This window comes from Actinomycetota bacterium (genome assembly GCA_019347675.1).
Classification (GTDB): Bacteria; Actinomycetota; Nitriliruptoria; order Nitriliruptorales; family JAHWKO01; genus JAHWKW01.
Genome location: JAHWKW010000004.1, coordinates 1 through 17,333 on the forward strand (window position 1 = coordinate 1; position 17,333 = coordinate 17,333).

General features: G+C 69.3%; 16 protein-coding genes and 3 tRNA genes. 1 reads left to right on the forward strand and 18 read right to left on the reverse strand.

The genetic code is table 11. The annotated features are described in order from the left end of the window. The 4 genes from KY462_03320 to KY462_03335 all read right to left on the reverse strand — a co-directional run. Positions 1-520, reverse strand: a 520-nt coding sequence (locus KY462_03320) for a GTP-binding protein (GenBank protein MBW3576769.1), incomplete at its 3' end; no start/stop codon positions are given. 130 nt (positions 521-650) lie between these two features. Then, positions 651-725 (reverse strand) — tRNA-Met (locus tag KY462_03325). A 33-nt stretch (positions 726-758) separates the two neighbouring features. After that, a tRNA-Thr gene (locus KY462_03330) sits at positions 759-831 on the reverse strand. 70 nt (positions 832-901) lie between these two features. After that, positions 902-983: transfer RNA gene (locus KY462_03335), tRNA-Tyr, on the reverse strand. A gap of 227 nt (positions 984-1,210) precedes the next feature. On the opposite strand from KY462_03335, the gene KY462_03340 reads away from it, so the two are divergent. Further along, on the forward strand, positions 1,211-1,702 hold the full coding sequence (locus KY462_03340; GenBank protein ID MBW3576770.1) for a YajQ family cyclic di-GMP-binding protein: 492 nt from the start codon (positions 1,211-1,213) through the stop codon (positions 1,700-1,702). A gap of 41 nt (positions 1,703-1,743) precedes the next feature. On the opposite strand, the gene KY462_03345 is transcribed toward KY462_03340, so the two are convergent. The 14 genes from KY462_03345 to KY462_03410 form a co-directional block, all read right to left on the reverse strand. Then, positions 1,744-2,814 carry a potassium channel family protein gene (locus KY462_03345; protein ID MBW3576771.1) on the reverse strand — a complete coding sequence of 357 codons (1,071 nt, stop codon included), beginning with the start codon at positions 2,812-2,814 and terminating at the stop codon, positions 1,744-1,746. 84 nt (positions 2,815-2,898) lie between these two features. Continuing rightward, positions 2,899-3,795, reverse strand: a complete 897-nt coding sequence (locus KY462_03350; GenBank protein MBW3576772.1) for a M48 family metalloprotease — start codon at positions 3,793-3,795, stop codon at positions 2,899-2,901. 115 nt (positions 3,796-3,910) lie between these two features. Continuing rightward, complete coding sequence (locus KY462_03355; protein ID MBW3576773.1) at positions 3,911-5,389, reverse strand: NADH-quinone oxidoreductase subunit N; 1,479 nt, start codon at positions 5,387-5,389, stop codon at positions 3,911-3,913. A 3-nt stretch (positions 5,390-5,392) separates the two neighbouring features. After that, entirely contained in the window at positions 5,393-6,931 is a 1,539-nt protein-coding gene (locus tag KY462_03360; GenBank protein ID MBW3576774.1) for an NADH-quinone oxidoreductase subunit M, read from the reverse strand. A 58-nt stretch (positions 6,932-6,989) separates the two neighbouring features. After that, complete coding sequence (gene nuoL / locus KY462_03365; GenBank protein ID MBW3576775.1) at positions 6,990-9,113, reverse strand: NADH-quinone oxidoreductase subunit L; 2,124 nt, start codon at positions 9,111-9,113, stop codon at positions 6,990-6,992. A 7-nt stretch (positions 9,114-9,120) separates the two neighbouring features. Beyond that, positions 9,121-9,429, reverse strand: a complete 309-nt coding sequence (nuoK, locus tag KY462_03370; protein MBW3576776.1) for an NADH-quinone oxidoreductase subunit NuoK — start codon at positions 9,427-9,429, stop codon at positions 9,121-9,123. Continuing rightward, a complete protein-coding gene (locus tag KY462_03375; protein ID MBW3576777.1) occupies positions 9,426-10,058 on the reverse strand; it encodes an NADH-quinone oxidoreductase subunit J in 633 nt (210 codons plus the stop codon). The genes nuoK and KY462_03375 overlap by 4 nt, the downstream gene beginning before the upstream one ends. 31 nt (positions 10,059-10,089) lie before the next feature. Next, on the reverse strand, positions 10,090-10,872 hold the full coding sequence (locus tag KY462_03380) for an NADH-quinone oxidoreductase subunit I (protein MBW3576778.1): 783 nt from the start codon (positions 10,870-10,872) through the stop codon (positions 10,090-10,092). A 29-nt stretch (positions 10,873-10,901) separates the two neighbouring features. Further along, positions 10,902-12,002, reverse strand: a complete 1,101-nt coding sequence (nuoH, locus tag KY462_03385; GenBank protein MBW3576779.1) for an NADH-quinone oxidoreductase subunit NuoH — start codon at positions 12,000-12,002, stop codon at positions 10,902-10,904. Between the two features lie 227 nt (positions 12,003-12,229). Continuing rightward, the gene (locus KY462_03390; protein ID MBW3576780.1) at positions 12,230-13,354 is read right to left on the reverse strand and encodes an NADH-quinone oxidoreductase subunit D; all 1,125 of its coding nucleotides are present in this window, start codon (positions 13,352-13,354) and stop codon (positions 12,230-12,232) included. A gap of 133 nt (positions 13,355-13,487) precedes the next feature. Then, positions 13,488-15,182, reverse strand: coding sequence for an NADH-quinone oxidoreductase subunit C (locus tag KY462_03395; GenBank protein MBW3576781.1), 1,695 nt, complete (start codon positions 15,180-15,182; stop codon positions 13,488-13,490). Positions 15,183-15,222: 40 nt separating this feature from the next. Beyond that, positions 15,223-15,789 (reverse strand): NADH-quinone oxidoreductase subunit B, encoded by a 567-nt coding sequence (locus tag KY462_03400; GenBank protein ID MBW3576782.1) that lies wholly within the window; start codon positions 15,787-15,789, stop codon positions 15,223-15,225. After that, positions 15,759-16,154 (reverse strand): NADH-quinone oxidoreductase subunit A, encoded by a 396-nt coding sequence (locus KY462_03405; GenBank protein MBW3576783.1) that lies wholly within the window; start codon positions 16,152-16,154, stop codon positions 15,759-15,761. The genes KY462_03400 and KY462_03405 overlap by 31 nt, the downstream gene beginning before the upstream one ends. A gap of 128 nt (positions 16,155-16,282) precedes the next feature. Further along, entirely contained in the window at positions 16,283-17,329 is a 1,047-nt protein-coding gene (locus tag KY462_03410) for a polyprenyl synthetase family protein (protein ID MBW3576784.1), read from the reverse strand. Positions 17,330-17,333: the final 4 nt, after the last annotated feature.

Below are 17,333 nucleotides of genomic sequence, written 5' to 3' on the forward strand. Positions count from 1 at the left end.
TCCGCACCACCGGCACCCCATCACCATCGAACTCATAGGAGGAGAGCAGCTCACGCACCTCCAACTCCACCAACTCCAACAACTCCTCGTCATCGACCATGTCCGCCTTGTTCAACGCCACGATCAACCGCGGCACCCCCACCTGACGAGCCAACAACACATGCTCACGCGTCTGCGGCATCGGCCCATCCGCCGCGCTCACCACCAAAATCGCCCCATCCATCTGCGCCGCACCCGTAATCATGTTCTTCACATAATCCGCATGCCCCGGACAATCCACATGCGCGTAGTGACGGTTGTCCGTCTCGTACTCCACATGCGACACCGAGATCGTGATCCCCCGCTCACGCTCCTCGGGCGCCTTATCGATCTGATCGAACGGCGTGAACTGCACGTTCGGATTCTGCTTGTGCAACACGTTGGTGATCGCCGCCGTCAACGTCGTCTTCCCATGATCGATATGCCCGATCGTGCCGATGTTCAGATGCGGCTTCGTCCGCGCGAACTTCTCCTTGGCCATGCCGGGATCTCCTTGGGATGGATGAGTCGTGACGCCGTGGACGGGCGGCGTTCGGCAAGGATAGTGAAACGGGTCGCCGACCGGTGGCCGAACGTGCAACGCGCCCGGCGTCGAAGGCGTGGACGCTGACTGGTAGCGGCGGGTGGACTCGAACCACCGACACAGCGATTATGAGCCGCTTGCTCTACCCCTGAGCTACGCCGCCAAGCGTGGATGGTGAGGGCCCCATCGGACCCTGAGCCCCCGCGCGGAATCGAACCGCGGACCCCTTCCTTACCATGGAAGTGCTCTGCCGACTGAGCTACAGGGGCGTTAGGCGAGAACTCTCCCATCCCCGCGCACTTTGGTCAACCACGACCGAGGGGGAGATGTTCCCGGGGGTGGAGGGAGGAGGATTCGAACCTCCGTAGGCGAAGCCGTCGGTTTTACAGACCGATCCCTTTGGCCGCTCGGGCATCCCTCCGGGGCGGCGATGGTACCGGCAGCGACGACCCGGGCAACGCCCCGCGCGCCAGTGCGGCTCCCCACGCCCGTTGCGGCTCCCACGCCCTGCGGCTCCCCACGCCCGTTGCGGCTCCCACGCCCGTCGGCCCAACGCGCCCGCGCCGACGCCCATTCCCGCCTGTGCTCGCTGCAGTTGCGGCGAGAGGCGCGACTACCATCGGCCGGCGAGGATGCGAGGATGATCCGTTGGGGGAGCACAGCTTCGACATCGAGGCGGGCGTGGACCGCCAGGAGGTCGACAACGCGGTGAACCAGGCCGCGCGGGAGGTCGCGACCCGGTTCGACTTCAAGGACACCGACACCGCCGTGGCCTGGGACGGCAAGGATGCGATCCGCATCCAGTCCAGCACCGAGGACCGCGCGAAGGCGGCGCTCGAGGTCCTCAAGGACAAGCTCGTGAAGCGGAAGGTGTCGCTGAAGGCGATCGATCCCAGCGACCCGCGGCCGGCCGGTGGCGGCACGACCCGCATAGACGTCGCCCTGCGCACCACCATGCCGCCCGACCTCGCCAAGCAGATCGTGAAGCAGATCCGGGCCACCAAGCTGAAAGTCACCCCGACGAACATGGGCGACCGGATCCGGGTCGCTAGCAAGCAGCGCGACGCGCTGCAGGAGATCATCGCGATGGTCACGGCGCAGGACTACGACGCGCCCCTGGTCTTCACCAACTACAAGTAGCACCACCGCACGGGCCGGTCGGACGGCTGGCAGCGGCCGAGCTACTCCGCCAACTGTTCCTGACCGACGTCGCGGGTGGCGCGGCCCAGCAGTCCGTCGCCGGATGCCTGGAGCACGTCGCTGTCCCAGTCCCAGCGCGCGTGGCGCACGAAACCCCGCATCCTGTTGCGGTGCTCGGACAGCAGATCGAGGCCCGCGAGGTAGTCGTCCTCGTCAACGACGGGGATCCCCACGGCGGCCACCGCCTGGAGGTCCACGTGGCGCGGAGCGGCGTCCGTGTCGGTCTTGGCGTAGGCGGGCTCGACGATGTTGAGGAACTGATCCATGGCGTTGTGGAACGCGCTCAGCGCGGCCGGGTGAGGTCGTACCTCGGGAGCGGCGCCGTGTTCGATCACGGTGACCGCCTCGTCGAACGCCGCGACGCTCGCAGCGAACGCCGAGAGACGTTCGCGGCCGTGGAAGTAGTGGATCACCGGGTAGGTGAGGTGGCGCTGACCGGTGATCAGGATGGACGGGATCAGGTCGTGCAACCGGCGTTCGAGGATCGGGAACGAACGCCCGTCCCATCCGGCCCTCAGGATGTCGAGGGGGTTCAAGCCGAGCGTGCAGATCACCGAGGCGAGGCGGCGCCGGTCGGTCACCGCGGTGACCACGGGGATGAAGTAGGTGATGGACATGGTGACCAGCACCAGGCCGTTGATCAACGCCACCGCGCTCAGCACCTCCCACACCGCCCCCTGCGGGACGTAGTTGCCGAGCCCCAGGGTGAACAGCGTGTAGGCGGTGTAGAACACACGCCCCGACAGGTCGGCTGCGGTCCCCCCGGCCTCCGAGACCACCGCGTTGGGATCGGCGGCGAACAGCAGCGTCCATCCCAGCCACAGCCCACCGATCCACACCATCGCGGTCGTCACCAGCAGCAGGGGGCCGGCCACCACCAGCGGGATCGACACGTTCGAACGCGACGCCCGCCACGCCAGGCGCCACAGCACCGCGTTGATCCGTGACGTGACCGGTCCCGCCCGTGTGCTCGGTGACAGTGTCGTCGCGAACGCGTCGAAGACCGTCACGACGACGACCGCGACACCGACCACGACCATCCACCACTGCACGCGACGTCCTCCGTCAGGCCGGTCAGCGAAGCCGGGCCGGTGCTTTGGTCGCGCCCCGTCGCCGGGGCCCGACCGGTCTGCGGGTCAGCCCCGGTAGGGGTCGGGTCCGAGCTGGCCGCTGCGGCGCGCCATGTCCTCGAGTGCCTCGACCCGCTTGGAGATCGGCGGGTGCGTGGTGAACAGCTGGGCCAGCGATCCCATCGCCCGCCCACCGAACGGCGCGGCGATGTACATGTGCGAGAAGGCGGCGCTCGTCTCCGCCGGGGTGGCGCCCCGCCGCGCCATCGCCGGGTTGTTGTGGGCCTGCTCCAGCTTGCGCAGGGCGCTGGCCAGCGCCAGGGGGTTGCCGGTCAGCTCCGCGCCGGTGTGGTCGGCGGCCGACTCCCGCGCCCGGCTCACCGCCGCCTGGATCAGCATGGCGGCGATCGGGGCGAGGATCAGCATCAGCAGGCCGGCCGCAGCGCCGCCCTCGCGGTCGCGGCCGCCACCGAACCAGAACGCCATCCGGGCCAGCATGGTGATGGCCGCAGCGATGGTCGCCGCCACCGACCCGATCAGCACGTCACGGTTGTAGACGTGCTGCAGCTCGTGCCCGAGGACACCCTCGAGCTCCTCGTGGGTGAGCGCCTCGTGCAGGCCCCGGTTGATGCAGACCGCGGCGTGCTTGGGGCTCCGCCCGGTGGCGAAGGCGTTCAGCTGCGGCGACGGGCTGATGTACAGGCGCGGCATCGGCTTCTCGGCCCGTTCGGACAGGCCACGCACGATGCGGTAGACGTCGGGGTACTCGGCCTCGTCCATCGGTTGGGCGCGGGCCATCTTGATCGCGATCTTGTCGCTGAAGAACCACGCGCCGAGGTTCATGACCGCGGCGAACCCCAACGCGACGACCAGACCGCCACCTCCGGGGGCCAGGCGGTCGCCGATGAACAGCAGCAGGCCGGAGAGAGCCGCCAGCAGCAACGCGGTCTTGAATGTCTTCATCTCGACTCCTCGCGAAGCACTCACCGCAGACAACGTCGCCGGTGGCCACCCGCGTTCCCACCGGTCGTCCGAGGCTACCCGCGGCGCGGGGTGCTGCCGCGCGTGGGCGTCGACCTCAGGGCACCGCGCTGGCGACCGGCTGGGGGACGACGATGTCGCCCCCGACGGTGAGGTTCTGGTGCCATGGCACGATCCCCAGCGCCACCGTGCCCAACGCCAGGACCGCGACGGAGGCGTTGATGGCCAACCCCGGGCGGAGCAGGGGCGCGCCGGCGCGCGGGGCGTCCATCCACATGGTGCGCACGACCGCAAGGTAGTAGAAGAACGCCAGGACCGTGTTGAGCACGAGGAACGTCGCGAGCACGTACGCGGCGGCTCCGGCGGTCGCCTGGAACACGACGAACTTCGCCCAGAACCCCACCAGCGGGACCGCCCCGCCGAGGCTGAGCATGAACACGGTCATGGCAACCGCCAGGGCCGGGGCTCGCTGCCCCAGCCCGGCGTAGTCGGCGATCGACCGTTGGCCGGTGCGGCGATGCACACCGATCACGACACCGAACGCCCCCACGTTCATCACCGCATAGGCGATCAGGTAGAACAGCACCGCGCGGACCGCGAGCGCGTTGGTGGCGACCAGGCCCGGCGATGCGATCCCGAACGGCAGCAGCACGTACCCGGCGTGCGCGACCGACGAGTACGCCAGCAGCCGGACCATGTCACGCTGCTGCAGCGCGATCAGGTTCCCGACCGTCATGGTGACCACGGCGATGAACCCCATCACCGGTGACCACGCGTCCGCCAGCGGCTCGAACGCGATGAAGCAGATCGCGACCAGCCCGGCGAAGCCGGCCGCCTTCGACGCGACCGCGAGCATCGCCGTGACCGGCAGGGGCGCCCCGGAGTAGGTGTCGGGCGCCCAGAAGTGGAACGGGACCGCCGAGACCTTGAAGCCGAACCCGACGATCACCAGCAGCAGGCTGCCGAGCAGGATCGGTTCCACGTCGCCGGCCGCGGCCAGCGCTGCGGCAACGCCGGCCAGGGAGGTGGTTCCGGCAGCGCCGTACACGAACGACAGGCCGAACAGCATCACGGCGACGGCCAGCACACCGACCAGGAAGAACTTCAGCGCAGCCTCCGACGAGTACAGGTCCCGCTTGCGCAGCCCCGCCATCACGAAGCCGGGGATCGACACCGTCTCGAGGGCAACGAACAGCAGGAGCAGGTCGCGGGCCGACGGCATCACCAGCATCCCCACGAAGCTGGTCAGGAGCAGGAAGTAGTACTCCCCCTGGAAGTACCTGCCTTCGGCGAAGTGCTGGTAGCTGACGGCCAGGATCGCCAGGAGCGCCCCGAGGAACAGCAGCTTGAACGACAGCGCGTAGTCGTTGGCGACGAACATCCCGCCGAACGTCTCGTCGTTGCCCGGCCCCCACAGCCGCACGGTGAGCACGATCGCGACCACCGTCCCCACCGCCGAGACCGGGTTCAGCAAGCGTTTGCGGTCACCGGCGAGGAACAGGTCGGCGACGAGGACGACCAGCGCGGTGATCGCCAGGGCGAGCTCCGGTCCGATGGCCGCGTAGTCGATCGTCATCGCTCAGCCACCGATCAGCTGCGCGATCTGGCTCACGGCCAGGTCCTGGACACCGAACACCACCCGGGGCCACAGCCCCATCACCACGATCAGGGCGACGAGCGGGACCCAGGCGACGTACTCGACTGCGACCACGTCGGCCAGGGCGACCTCCGACCAGCGTTCCGATGGGCGCCCCAGCGCGACCCGCTGGATCATCCACAGGAAGTACGCAGCGGTGAGCACCGTCCCGACCGCCGCGCCGATCACCAGGGCCAGGTACAGGCCCTGCAGGCCGATCAGCGCCTCAGCCGGTTGGATCGCTGCCCACATCGCAGTGAACTCGCCCCAGAACCCAGCGAGGCCCGGCAGTCCCAACGATGCGATCGCGGTGAACACGAGCAGCGCTCCGTACCGCGGCATCTTGACCAGCATGCCGCCGCCCATCTCGCCGATCTCGCGGGTGTGGTAGCGCTCGTGCAGCGACCCGGCGAGGAAGAACAGCAGCCCGGTGATCACCCCGTGAGCGATGTTGCCGTAGAGGGCCGCCTGTATCCCCCGGTCGGTCAGTGACGCAATGCCGAGCATCACGAACCCCATGTGACCGACCGACGAGAACGCGATCAGCCGTTTCACGTCGGTCTGCGCCAGACAGCACAGTGCGCCGTAGATGATCGCGATGACCGCCAGCACCCCGATCGCAGGGGCGAAGAACCGGGCGCCGTCGGGGAGGATCGGCAGCGCGATCCGGATGAAGCCGTAGGTGCCCATCTTCAGCAGGATCCCGGCCAGCAGGACCGACCCGACTGTCGGCGCCTCGGTGTGGGCGTCGGGGAGCCACGTGTGGAAGGGCCACATCGGCACCTTGATCGCGAAGCCCAGGAAGACGCCGAGGAACGCCACGATCTGGAACGTGCGGCTCGCGTCGAACCCGACCTGTGACAGAGCCACGATGTCCCATGGACGGTCGAGCCCGATGCCGCTGGCCTGGAAGTACAGGGCGATGAACGCCACCAGCATGAACACCGAGCCCAGCAGCGTGTACAGGAAGAACTTCACGGAGGCGTACTCGCGCCGCGGGCCACCCCAGATCCCGATCATGAAGAACATCGGGACCAGCACCAGCTCCCAGAAGACGAAGAACAGCACCAGGTCGAACGCCACGAACGTCCCGGCCATCCCGGTCTGCAGCAGCAGCATCAGGGACAGGAAGCCCTTCGGTCTGCCCGGTTCGGGCATGTGGTCCAACGTGTAGATCGCCGACAGGAACGTCAGCAGGTAGGTCAGGACGAACAGCGGCAGCGAGATCCCATCGATGGCCAGGTGGTAGCGGGCCCGGATGGCGTCGATCCAGCCCACATCCACGACGTACTGCAGTTCCCCGGCCCGGCCGTAGTCGAAGCCCAGGGCGATCGCGATGACCACGGCGAACGCGGCCCCCGTCGTGACGGTGGCCGCCCAGCGCATCTCGCGATCGGCGTCGCCCGGCATCAGCACGATGGTGACTGCACCCGCGAGCGGGAGGAACACCGCCACCGTCAGCGCCAGTTGGTTCCAGGTCATGGTCGCTCCCTCGTTCCTGCCGGGGTCGCCGCGTCGCGACGACGGTGAGGTTGGTCGGTCACGCCGCTGCGACCACCAGCACCAGCACCACCACGCCGGCGAACATCGCGCCGGCGTACCGCTGCACGTTCCCGGACTGGATGCGCTTGATCCGTTCGCTCCACCACGCCGCGCTGAACGCGCTGCCGTTGACCGCACCGTCGATGACCTTCTGGTCGATCGTGGCGTACGTCACGTCGGCGGTTCGCCGCACCAGCCCGCCGGTTCCTCTCACCGTCGCGTCGATCACCCGCTGGTCGGCCCAGTACGTGAACCGGGCCAACCGGTCACGGATGGGGACGACGATCCAGCGGTAGCCGAAGTCGTCCAACCAGTACTTGTTGACCAGCGCCGTCGTGACCGGGCCGAGCCGGAACATCGGGTCGCGTGCAGGCAATCCGGTCCCGTAGAACCGCCACGCCACCGCCACCGCGACGACCAGCAGCGCGAAGGCCGCCAAACCCACGGCCGCCGTCGTGGTGGTGAACTGTGGAGGCCCGTGCAGGATCCGGCCGACGTCGTGGGCGGCGCCCTGGCCGCCCTCGACCTCGACCTGTTCCGCTTCGACCGGGGCACCGTGCTCCCCACCGATCACCCCGTGCTCGGTCGGGGCTTCCTCCGCGATGAACGGGAAGGTGGCCTCCTCCAGCGCCGCGCTGGCGGTCCAGTGCTCGAAGCCCTTGTCGCCGAGCAGCGGCGAGCCGATCCACCCGGCCATGAGCGACAGCACCGCCAGGGCGACCAGGGGCACGGTGATCCACCGCCCCGACTCGTGGGGGGTGTGCCGTCCGCGGTACTCGCCCCAGAACGCCAGGAAGCATGCCCGCGCCATGTAGAAAGCGGTGATCCCCGCGGCGAGCAGTGCGACGGTGAACACGATCGGGCCGACCACGAACCCGGCCTCGCCCCAGGCCAGCGCCGACACCAGGACCTCGTCCTTGGAGAAGAACCCGGCGGTCAGGGGAAGCCCCGCCAACGCCAGCGATCCGACGATGAACGTCCAGAACGTGGTCGGCATCGCCTTGCGCAGGCCACCCATGTCGCTGAGGTTGTTGCTGTGGACGGCGTGGATGATCGAGCCCGCGCCCAGGAACAGCAACGCCTTGAAGAACCCGTGGGTGAACAGGTGGAAGATCCCCGCGGTGTAGCCGCCGACGCCCAGCGCGGCCACCATGTAGCCCAGCTGGCTGACCGTCGAGTACGCTAGGATCCGCTTGATGTCGTCCTGCACCAGGGCGACCAGGCCGGCCACGAACAGCGTGATCGTCCCGATCACCGCCATCGTGGTCATCACCCCGATCGACTGCGCGAACACGGGGTACAGCCGCGCGATCAGGAACACACCGGCGGTGACCATCGTCGCGGCGTGGATCAGCGCCGACACCGGAGTCGGACCGGCCATGGCGTCGGGCAACCACACGTACAGCGGGAACTGGCCAGACTTGCCGACCGCTGCCAGGAACAGCCCCAGGCACGCCAGGACGAGGGTGGCCTGTGCGATCTGACCAGCTGCTGCCGCTTCCACCGTCTCGACGATGTTGAAGGTCCCCGCGCCCGTGAACAGCACGACCACGCCCACGATCAGTCCCACGTCGGCGAACTTGGTGATCAGGAACGCCTTGTTGGCCGCATCCTGGTTGGGCTTGTCCTCCCAGTAGAAGCCGATCAGCAGGTAGGAGCAGACCCCGACCAGTTCCCAGCCGATGATCGCCATCACGGTGTTGTTGGCGATCACCAGGATCAGCATCGACGCGGTGAACAGCGACAGCATCGCGTAGAAGTAGGTGAACCGGGGTTCGTGGCCCATGTACTCGCGCGAGTACACGTGGACCAGGAACGACACGATCGCCACGAGCAGGAACATCATCGCGGTCAGCCCGTCGACGAGCATCCCGAGCTCGAGCGTCACACCCCCGCCAAGCGGCGCCCAGGCGATGGCGCGCTCCACCGGGAGCTCACCGGGGACGGCGCCGGTGAACGTGGCCCACGCGATCGCCACGGAGTGCGCCAAGACCACGCCCAGCGCGAAGACCCCGATCTCGGCGCCCTTCAAGGGCAGTTGCTTGCCGAGGGCGGCGATCAGCGCCGCGGAAGCCAGCGGGATGACCGGGATCAACCAGGCGTGGTCGAACAGCGTCTCCATCGAGCCCCTACCAGCGCATGAGGTCGGCGTCGTCGACGTTCACCGACGCGCGGTTGCGGAACATGTTCAGGACGATGGCCAGCCCGACGCCGACCTCGGCCGCGGCGATCGCGATCACGAACAGCGCGAAGACGTGGCCGGTCAGGGCGGCGTCACCGGGCGCCCGCAGCTGGAAGGCGACCAGGTTGACGTTCACCGCGTTCAGCATCAGCTCGACCGACATCAGGACGAGGACCGCGTTCCGTCGCGCGATCACGCCGTAGACGCCGACGCAGAAGATGAACGCCCCGAACAGCAGGGGGCCAGCCAGCGTCACCGACCGGCTCCGGCTGTCTCACGCTCGTCGCCTGGCGCCCGAAGCTGCCGTGCTCGCCGGGCCTCCGCCACACCCTCAGGTCCGCCCATGATGGTGGGGCGCGCCTCTCCCAGCTCCGCGAGATCCTCCTGCCCGGTCTCGCCGGCTTCCCGGCGCGACAGCACGATGGCACCCACGAGCGCCGCGGTCAGCAGCAGGGACAGCAGCTCGAACGGCAGGACCCACTGCGAGAAGATCGAACCGCCGATCGCGGCCACGTCCGGGCCCGCCAGAGCCACCCGCACGTCGCCGTAGGCCTGCACGATCAGGGCGGCCAGGACCCCGAACAGCGCCATCGACACCGCCAGCCCCAGGCCGCGAGACTGGCTGTCGAGGGTCTCGCGGCCGATCGGGGCACGGGTCAGCATCAGCCCGAACATCAGCAGCACCGCGACCGCCCCGACGTAGATCAGCACCTGCACCAGCGCGACGAAGTCGGCGTGGAACACCAGGAACATCCCCGCCATCACCCCGAAGGTCGCCGCGAGGAACAGCACCGCGTGCACCATGTTGCGGGCGGTGACAACCATGAGCGCCGACAGCCCGCCCGCCACCGCCAGCAGGACGAACACCACGTCGTGGGCCGTCATCGCCGCTGCCTCGGGGTGGGTCCCCGTCGACTCATGCCCCGCCCCCGGCCGCTGCCCGCTCGGCGCGGATCCGGGCTTTCTCCTTGCGGACGTACGCCGCCTTGGCGCGGGCGCGCGCGACCCGCTCGCTCTTCCCCTCGGCCAGCAGCGCCTGGTACACGTCCTGGTCAACCTCGGCCTCGACCTCGATCTCCTCGTCCTCACGGACAGCGCCTCGCGCCGGTCCGGCCGGGCCACCGCGCGCGGCTTGCTCCGTGGCCTGGCGCTGAGCCGCGAGCGCGGCCTGGCGCTCCTTGTTCGCCCTCTCCAGGGCGGCGCCGAGCTCCGGGGGCTGCTCGGCTCCTTCCTCCAGTGGAGGCGGTGGCGGCACGGTGTCCATCCACTCACGCAGCCGTTCCTTCTCGTGGATCAGCTCGCCGATCGTGTACGTCGAGTACTCGAACTCGGGGCTCCAGAACAGGGCGTCGAAGGGGCAGACCTCGATGCAGATCCCGCAGTACATGCACAGGGCGAAGTCGATCGCGAAGCGGTCGAGCTGGTTGCGGGTGCGTTCCCGGCCGCCCTCCGTCGCTGGCGGGACGCGTTCCTTGTGCGACTCGATGTAGATGCACCAGTCGGGGCACTCGCGCGCACACAGCATGCAGACCGTGCAGTTCTCCTCCATCAGCGCGATCACACCGCGCGTGCGCGGGGCGAGGTCGGGCTTGACGTGCGGGTACTGGCGGGTCACCGCAGGCGTCAGCATGGTCTTGAGCGTCACCCCGAGACCCTTCAACAGGCCCGGGACCTTCGGCTTGGGGGCGGAGAGCTTCATCGTCGTCCATCGAGACGGAGGGTCACGGTCTACAACACCACCTTGGCGGCGGCCACAACGGCGATGTTGAGCAGGCTCAGCGGGATCAGCGCCAGCCACGACAGTCGCTGCAGCTGGTCCTCGCGCAGACGCGGGTAGGTCGCCCTGACCCAGATCATGGTGAACGTCAGCGCTGCGATCTTCCCGGCGGTCACCCCGAACGCCAGCAATGTCCCCCACCACCTGCAGTCGAACAGGCCATCGCAGCCGGGAACAGCCAGCCCGGGCAGGATCTGCCAGCCACCCAGGTACAGCACCGTGAGGATCGCCGAGAACGCGACCATGCCGGCGTACTCGGCCAGGAGGAACAATCCGAAGCGGATCCCGGTGTACTCGGTGAGGAAACCGAAAACCAGCTCCGAGTCGGCGATCGGCATGTCGAACGGGGGACGCGACAGCTCGGCCAGCGCAGCGACGTAGAACAGAGCGAAGCCGATGAACTGGGGGAAGACGTACCAGACGTTGATCGACGTCCCGGGGATCAGGGACGTCGCCTGTGCCTCGACGATCCCCGCCAACGACAGCGTGCCGGCCTGGACCGCGACGGCCGCCGCAGCCAACACCATCGGCAGCTCGTAGGCGATCAGCTGCGCGGCGGCCCGCACGCCGCCGATCAGCGAGAACTTGTTCGCCGAGGCCCAGCCCGCCATCAGCACGCCCAGGACCCCGACCGAGCTGGCGGCCAGCACGTAGAACAGCCCAAGGTCGAGGTCCTGCGCCCACAGCCCGGGGGCGAACGGGATGACCAGGAACACCACCAGGACCGCGACCAGCGACACGGCGGGGGCCATCCCGAACACCCACCGGTCGGCGGCGCGGGGGACGATCCCCTCCTTCTGCATGAACTTCACGCCGTCGGCGACCAGCTGCAGCGTGCCGTGCGGGCCGACGTCCATCGGCCCGAAGCGGGCCTGCTGGTGCGCCATGACCTTGTGTTCCATGTACCCGATCGCCAGAGGCGCGACCAGGAACAGTGCCACGATCGCCACGACCTTCAGCGCGACGTCGAGCCAGAGGTTGCCCGAGACGTCCAGGATGGACGGGAGCGCCGCCGCGGACGCCTGCCCGACCAGAGACACGACCTGGATCATCGATCGATCCTGGTCACGATCGTTGTGATCGACCACCCACAGCGGCCTCCGAGCACCCACCCCCGGCGGTCGATCATCGATCGATCCTGGTCACGATCGTTGTGATCGACCACCCACAGCGGCCTCCGAGCACCCACCCCCGGCGGTCGATCATCGATCGATCCTGGTCACGATCGTTGTGATCGACCACCCACAGCCGACGGACAGCACATCACCCCGGCGGTCGATCATCGATCGATGTCTCCGACGACGAAGAAGATCGACCCGAGGATCGCGATCAGGTCGGGGACCAGGATCCCCTCGAGCAGCGTCGGAAGCACCGACATGTTGCTGAACGACGGCGTGCGCATCTTCAGACGCCACGGCGTCTTCTTCCCGTCCGAGACGAGGTAGTACCCGCACTGGCCGAGCGGGTTCTCGGTGCGGACGTACACCGCCCCCTCGGGCGCCTTGACGATCTTGGGCAGGCGGACGTTGACCGGACCCGATGGCACCCGGTCGTGGATCTGCTCGATGATGTCGAGCGCGACCCGCACCCGGTTGATCAGGCACCAGAACCGGTCGTAGCTGTCGCCGGTGGCGCCCGTGGGGATCTCCACAGGGACCTCGTCGTACTTCAGGTACGGCTCCGAGACCCGCACGTCCTCGGCCACGCCGGTCGCCTGCAGGATCGGACCCGAGACGCCGTAGGCGCACGCGACATCGGGCGCGAGGGTCCCGATGCCTTTGGTGCGGGCCTGGAAGATCTCGTTGCCGAGCAGCAGGTCCTCGTAGTCGCGCAGACGGCCGCGCAGCACGCCCACCAGCCGCTCCGACTCGGCAAGGAACCCCTTGGGCAGGTCGTTCTTCAACCCGCCGACCTGCGTGAACGTGAAGTGCAGCCGGCCGCCCGTCGCCGACTCCAGCAGGTACTGGATCTCCTCACGCTCCCGGAAGGCGTAGAACATCGGGGTGATCGCCCCCAGCTCCAACCCGAACGAGCCGATGAACATCAGGTGGTTGAGGATCCGGTTCCACTCGAAGATCAGCATCCGGATCCACTGGGCGCGCTCGGGGACCTCCATCTCGAGCATCTTCTCCACCGCGAGAGCGACCCCGACCTCGTTGCAGAAACCCGAGAGCCAGTCGTGGCGGTTGACCAGGGCCATGATCTGGCGGTAGTCGCGGTGCTCGGCCAGCTTCTCGAACCCGCGGTGCATGTACCCGATCACGGGGGTGGCCTGCACGACCCGTTCACCGTCGAGCTCGACGATCAGGCGCAGCACGCCGTGGGTCGACGGGTGCTGGGGCCCGATCGACAGCGTCATGTCCTGTGTGGCGAAGTCCCCGTCGCCGCGGATCTCGAGCAGCATCGTCTCCCCCGGCGCGGTGGCCGGGACGGCCTGCTGGCTGGCGTCGAGGTCCGACGCGCTCACGGGTACACCTCCGTCGCGGTCTTAGAAGACCTAAGACAGCTCCTCTCGCGCCGCTCCTGTAGAGCGTCGCTCACTGGTCCTCCTCGTCGGTCTCGGTGGCGGGCGACTGCTCCGGTGTCTCCGCGCGGGACACGGCCTCGGGCAGCGAGGACCCGGCGTCCAGGTCGTCGCCTCCGGTCGTGGCCGGGTCGCGGAACGCCCGCTCGCGCGGACCGATCGTGTCGGGGGTGTCGCCCGACAGGGCGTCGGCCCCCGATGCCGGCAGTGACCGGGTCGCCTCGTCCTGTGGTGGGGTGGCCACGTCTCCTGCGGTCGCTCCCGGCTGGTCGACCTCGGCGACGCCTTCGGGTCCCGACGGACCGTGGGAGGTCTGGCCGTGCAGGTCGCCGGCCACATCGGCCACGGTCGGCTGGTCGTCGACCTCGTCGGGTGCGGGAACCGGCGGTGTGGTGGTGGACGCCGGTCGCGCCCCGCCCTCCAACCCATTGGCGTCGGCCGCACGGTCGGCAGCCTCCCGGATGCCGCCGTCGACAGGGGCCTCGCCGGGCCGCTGCACGGTCGGCGGCTCGCCGGCCTCCGCGCCCGGTCGCGGCTGTTCGCCGCGCGCCGAGGTGCTGCCGGGGCCGCCGCCGCCGGCGTGCCCGCGGCCGCCTTCGCGCGTGGGCGTGGTGCCCTGCGCCTGAGGCAGTTCTGGGTCGGGCGGTGTGCCCGGTGGGCCGCCCTGTCCCGGCTCGCGGTGGTCCAGGTCGGCCTTGGACTCCTGTTCGGCCCGCCTGGCCCGCTCGGTGCGGCTCTCCTCTCCAGGGCCGTACTGCGATGGGGTGCGAGTCGCCTCGACCGCCCCCGGACCAGCACCCTCCGCGCGGTCCTCCGGGGACGCGACCCTCGGGTCCTGCGCGGTGGCGACCTTGGCGACGTCCTCCGGCCGGAGCGGCGGCTCGACCGTCACATCTCGGTCTGCGGTGGCCGCAGCGTCACGTGCGGCGGCCTTCTCGCGGCGTCGCTCGGCGGCTTTGCGCCGGGCCCGCTCGGCGCGGGCAGCGGCCTCCTCATCGGGGTGGGCCTCGGTCGCCCCTCCCCCGGCTGCAGTGGTGTGAGGCGCTTGAGGTGCGATGTCGTCGCCCCCAGCCAGCTCGACGCGCGACTCGTCGAGTAGACCGGCGGCGCGGCGGGCCTGCTCGGACATCGCCTCGTCGAGGGCGCTGGGGCCCGGTGCGGCACCCGGCTCGGCCCTCCGCTCGCGCCCGATCGGGCGGCCCTGGGCGTTGAGCTCGAGCGGCTCCTTGATCCCCGGCCACGGCTTGGCTGCGCGGGTCGCGAGGAAGAAGTCCTTCCGCAGCGGCCAGCCCTCGAAGTTCTCCGTGGTCAGGATCCGCGGCAGCAGGCCGGGGTGACCGTCGAACTCGATGCCGAACATGTCCCACGCTTCCCGTTCGTGCCAGTTGGCGCCGGCGTACACGTGCGTCAGGGTGGGGGCGACCGGCCGGTCGCGGCCACCGGCGCAGCGGTGGCGGAGCATCACCCGGTGCCGCGTGGTCGTCGAGTACAAGACCGCGACCACCGAGAACCCGTCCTCGCGTTCGTCCACCCCCGCCAGACAGTCGAAAAAGTCGCAGGCCAGCCGGGCGTCGTCACGGCAGAACAACGCGGCCTCGACGTACCCCTCGGCGTCGAGGTCGACGGTGACCTGACCCCAGCCGAGCTCCGCGGAGCCGTGGTCCACGAACTCGCGGTCGAACATCTCCTTCAGCTCCTCGGGCGTCACCGAAGCCTCCGAGCGCTCGGGGCGGGTGCGGCCATCGTCCTCAGGCCCGCGCACCGGCCACCGCCGGCACGTCGGGGACCTGCTCACCGACCACGACCGGTTCGCGCCGCGCCGCCAACCGCTCGCGGAGGTTCTCCTTGCCGATGCGCTCCTGCAGTACCAGGATTCCTTCCAGGAGCGCCTCCGGGCGGGGAGGACACCCGGGGACGTAGACGTCGACCGGGACGATCTGGTCCACGCCCTTGGTCACCGAGTAGCTGTCCCAGTACGGGCCGCCACAGTTGGAGCAGGAGCCGAACGAGATCACGTACTTCGGCTCGGGCATCTCGTCGTAGACGCGTTTCAGCGCTGGCGCCATCTTGTCGGTCAGAGTCCCGGCCACCACCAGCAGGTCGGCCTGACGCGGGCCGTGCGCGACCGGGATCACGCCCAGACGCATGAAGTCGTGCCGGGCCGTGGACGCCGCGATGAACTCGATCGCGCAGCACGCCAGGCCGAAGTTCATCACCCACAGCGAGTACTTCCTGCCCCAGTTGAGCAGGAACCGGACCGGGTTCGGCAGATCGACCTCGTCAACTAGTCCCACTTGAGGACCCCCTTCCGCCACGCGTAGAGAAGACCGAGTGCCAGGACACCGATGAAGACGAACATCTCGAGCAGCGCGAACGTCGCGCTGACCGGCCCCCCCGCCTCCAGCCCGCCGAGGATGACCGCCCACGGGAAGATGAAGACGCTCTCCACGTCGAACACCACGAACAGGAACGCGAAGACGTAGTAGCGGATGTTCATCTGGGTCCACCCGGAGCCGGCCGGGTCGACCCCGCACTCGTAGGTCGAGAGCTTGCCGGGGCTGGGCAGGTCCGGTCGTATCAGTCGGTTGAGGGTCATGATCCCCGCGTACAGCCCAACACCGGCCAGGGCGAGGACCGCGAACGTCACGTACTGGCTGTAGAAGCTCACCGGTCTCTCCATCGGGAACGTGCGGAGCCCCGACGGACACGCGCCTGTCACCGCGGGGGACGGCATCCGGGGGGCCGCAACTGTATCAGCGGGCCCGGAGCCCTCCCAACGGGGTCATCGCGCGACGCGACGGGCGCACGTCAGCCCGTGCGCACCACCGTGAAGTCCGCCAGCTGGGCCAGCGCGGTCGTCGCGGCGCTGGGCGGGAACGACACCAGCACGTCCTTGGCCGCCGCGGCGTACGCGGCGGCCAGGTCATGGGCGCGGGCGAGGGCGGCGCTGGATCGCAGGAGACCCAGCGCCCGGGTGACGGCCTCGTCGGTGAGGACGTCGGTGTCCAGCAGCGCGGCGAGCTCGCCGTCGGGCTCGTCTTCCAGCGCGTACAGCACCGGCAGGGTGCGCACACCCTCGCGGAGGTCGGTCCCGGGCGTCTTCCCCGACTGTTCCGCGCCGCTGGCCACGTCGAGGATGTCGTCGGAGAGCTGGAAGGCCATGCCCAGGCTCCATCCGTAGGCCGTCGCGGCCTCGACCTGGGGCGTGTCGCACCCGCTGAGCAGCGTTCCCAGCCGGCATGACGTGGCGATCAGGCTGGCGGTCTTCTTCGACACCACGTCGAGGTAGTGGTCGAGCGTGGGATCCAGCGGCGGGACGTCGGGGGGGAGCGCGCCCCGCGAGCCCTGCACCTCGCTGATCTGGCCCTCGCAGAGCGTGGCGATGGTCCGCGCCATGATCTGGGTCACCTCCACCCCCAGGTCGGCGGACAGCTCGGAGGCGCGTGCGAACAGGTAGTCGCCGGTCAGGACCGCGACCGTGTTGTCCCACCGGACGTTCGCGGAGCGGGTCCCACGCCGCGCCGGGGCCTCGTCGATCACGTCGTCGTGGTACAGGGTCGCGAGGTGCACCAGCTCGACCACCACGCCAGCCTCGGCGATGCGCGGGTCGTAGACCTCACCGTCCTCCAACCAGGGATCGCCCAGGTGGGAGCACAACGCCACCAGCATCGGCCGGAAGCGCTTGCCGCCGGCCTCCATCAGGTAGCGTGCCGCCTCCTCCACGAACCGGGCCGACGTCGCCACGTGTTCGCGAAGGCGCCGTTCGACGTCGACCAGGACCGGTCGGACATCGATCGCGCGCGCCACGTGTGCGGGCGGAGGCGGGATCAGCTGGCCGCGGGGCGCGGCGGTCATGGTC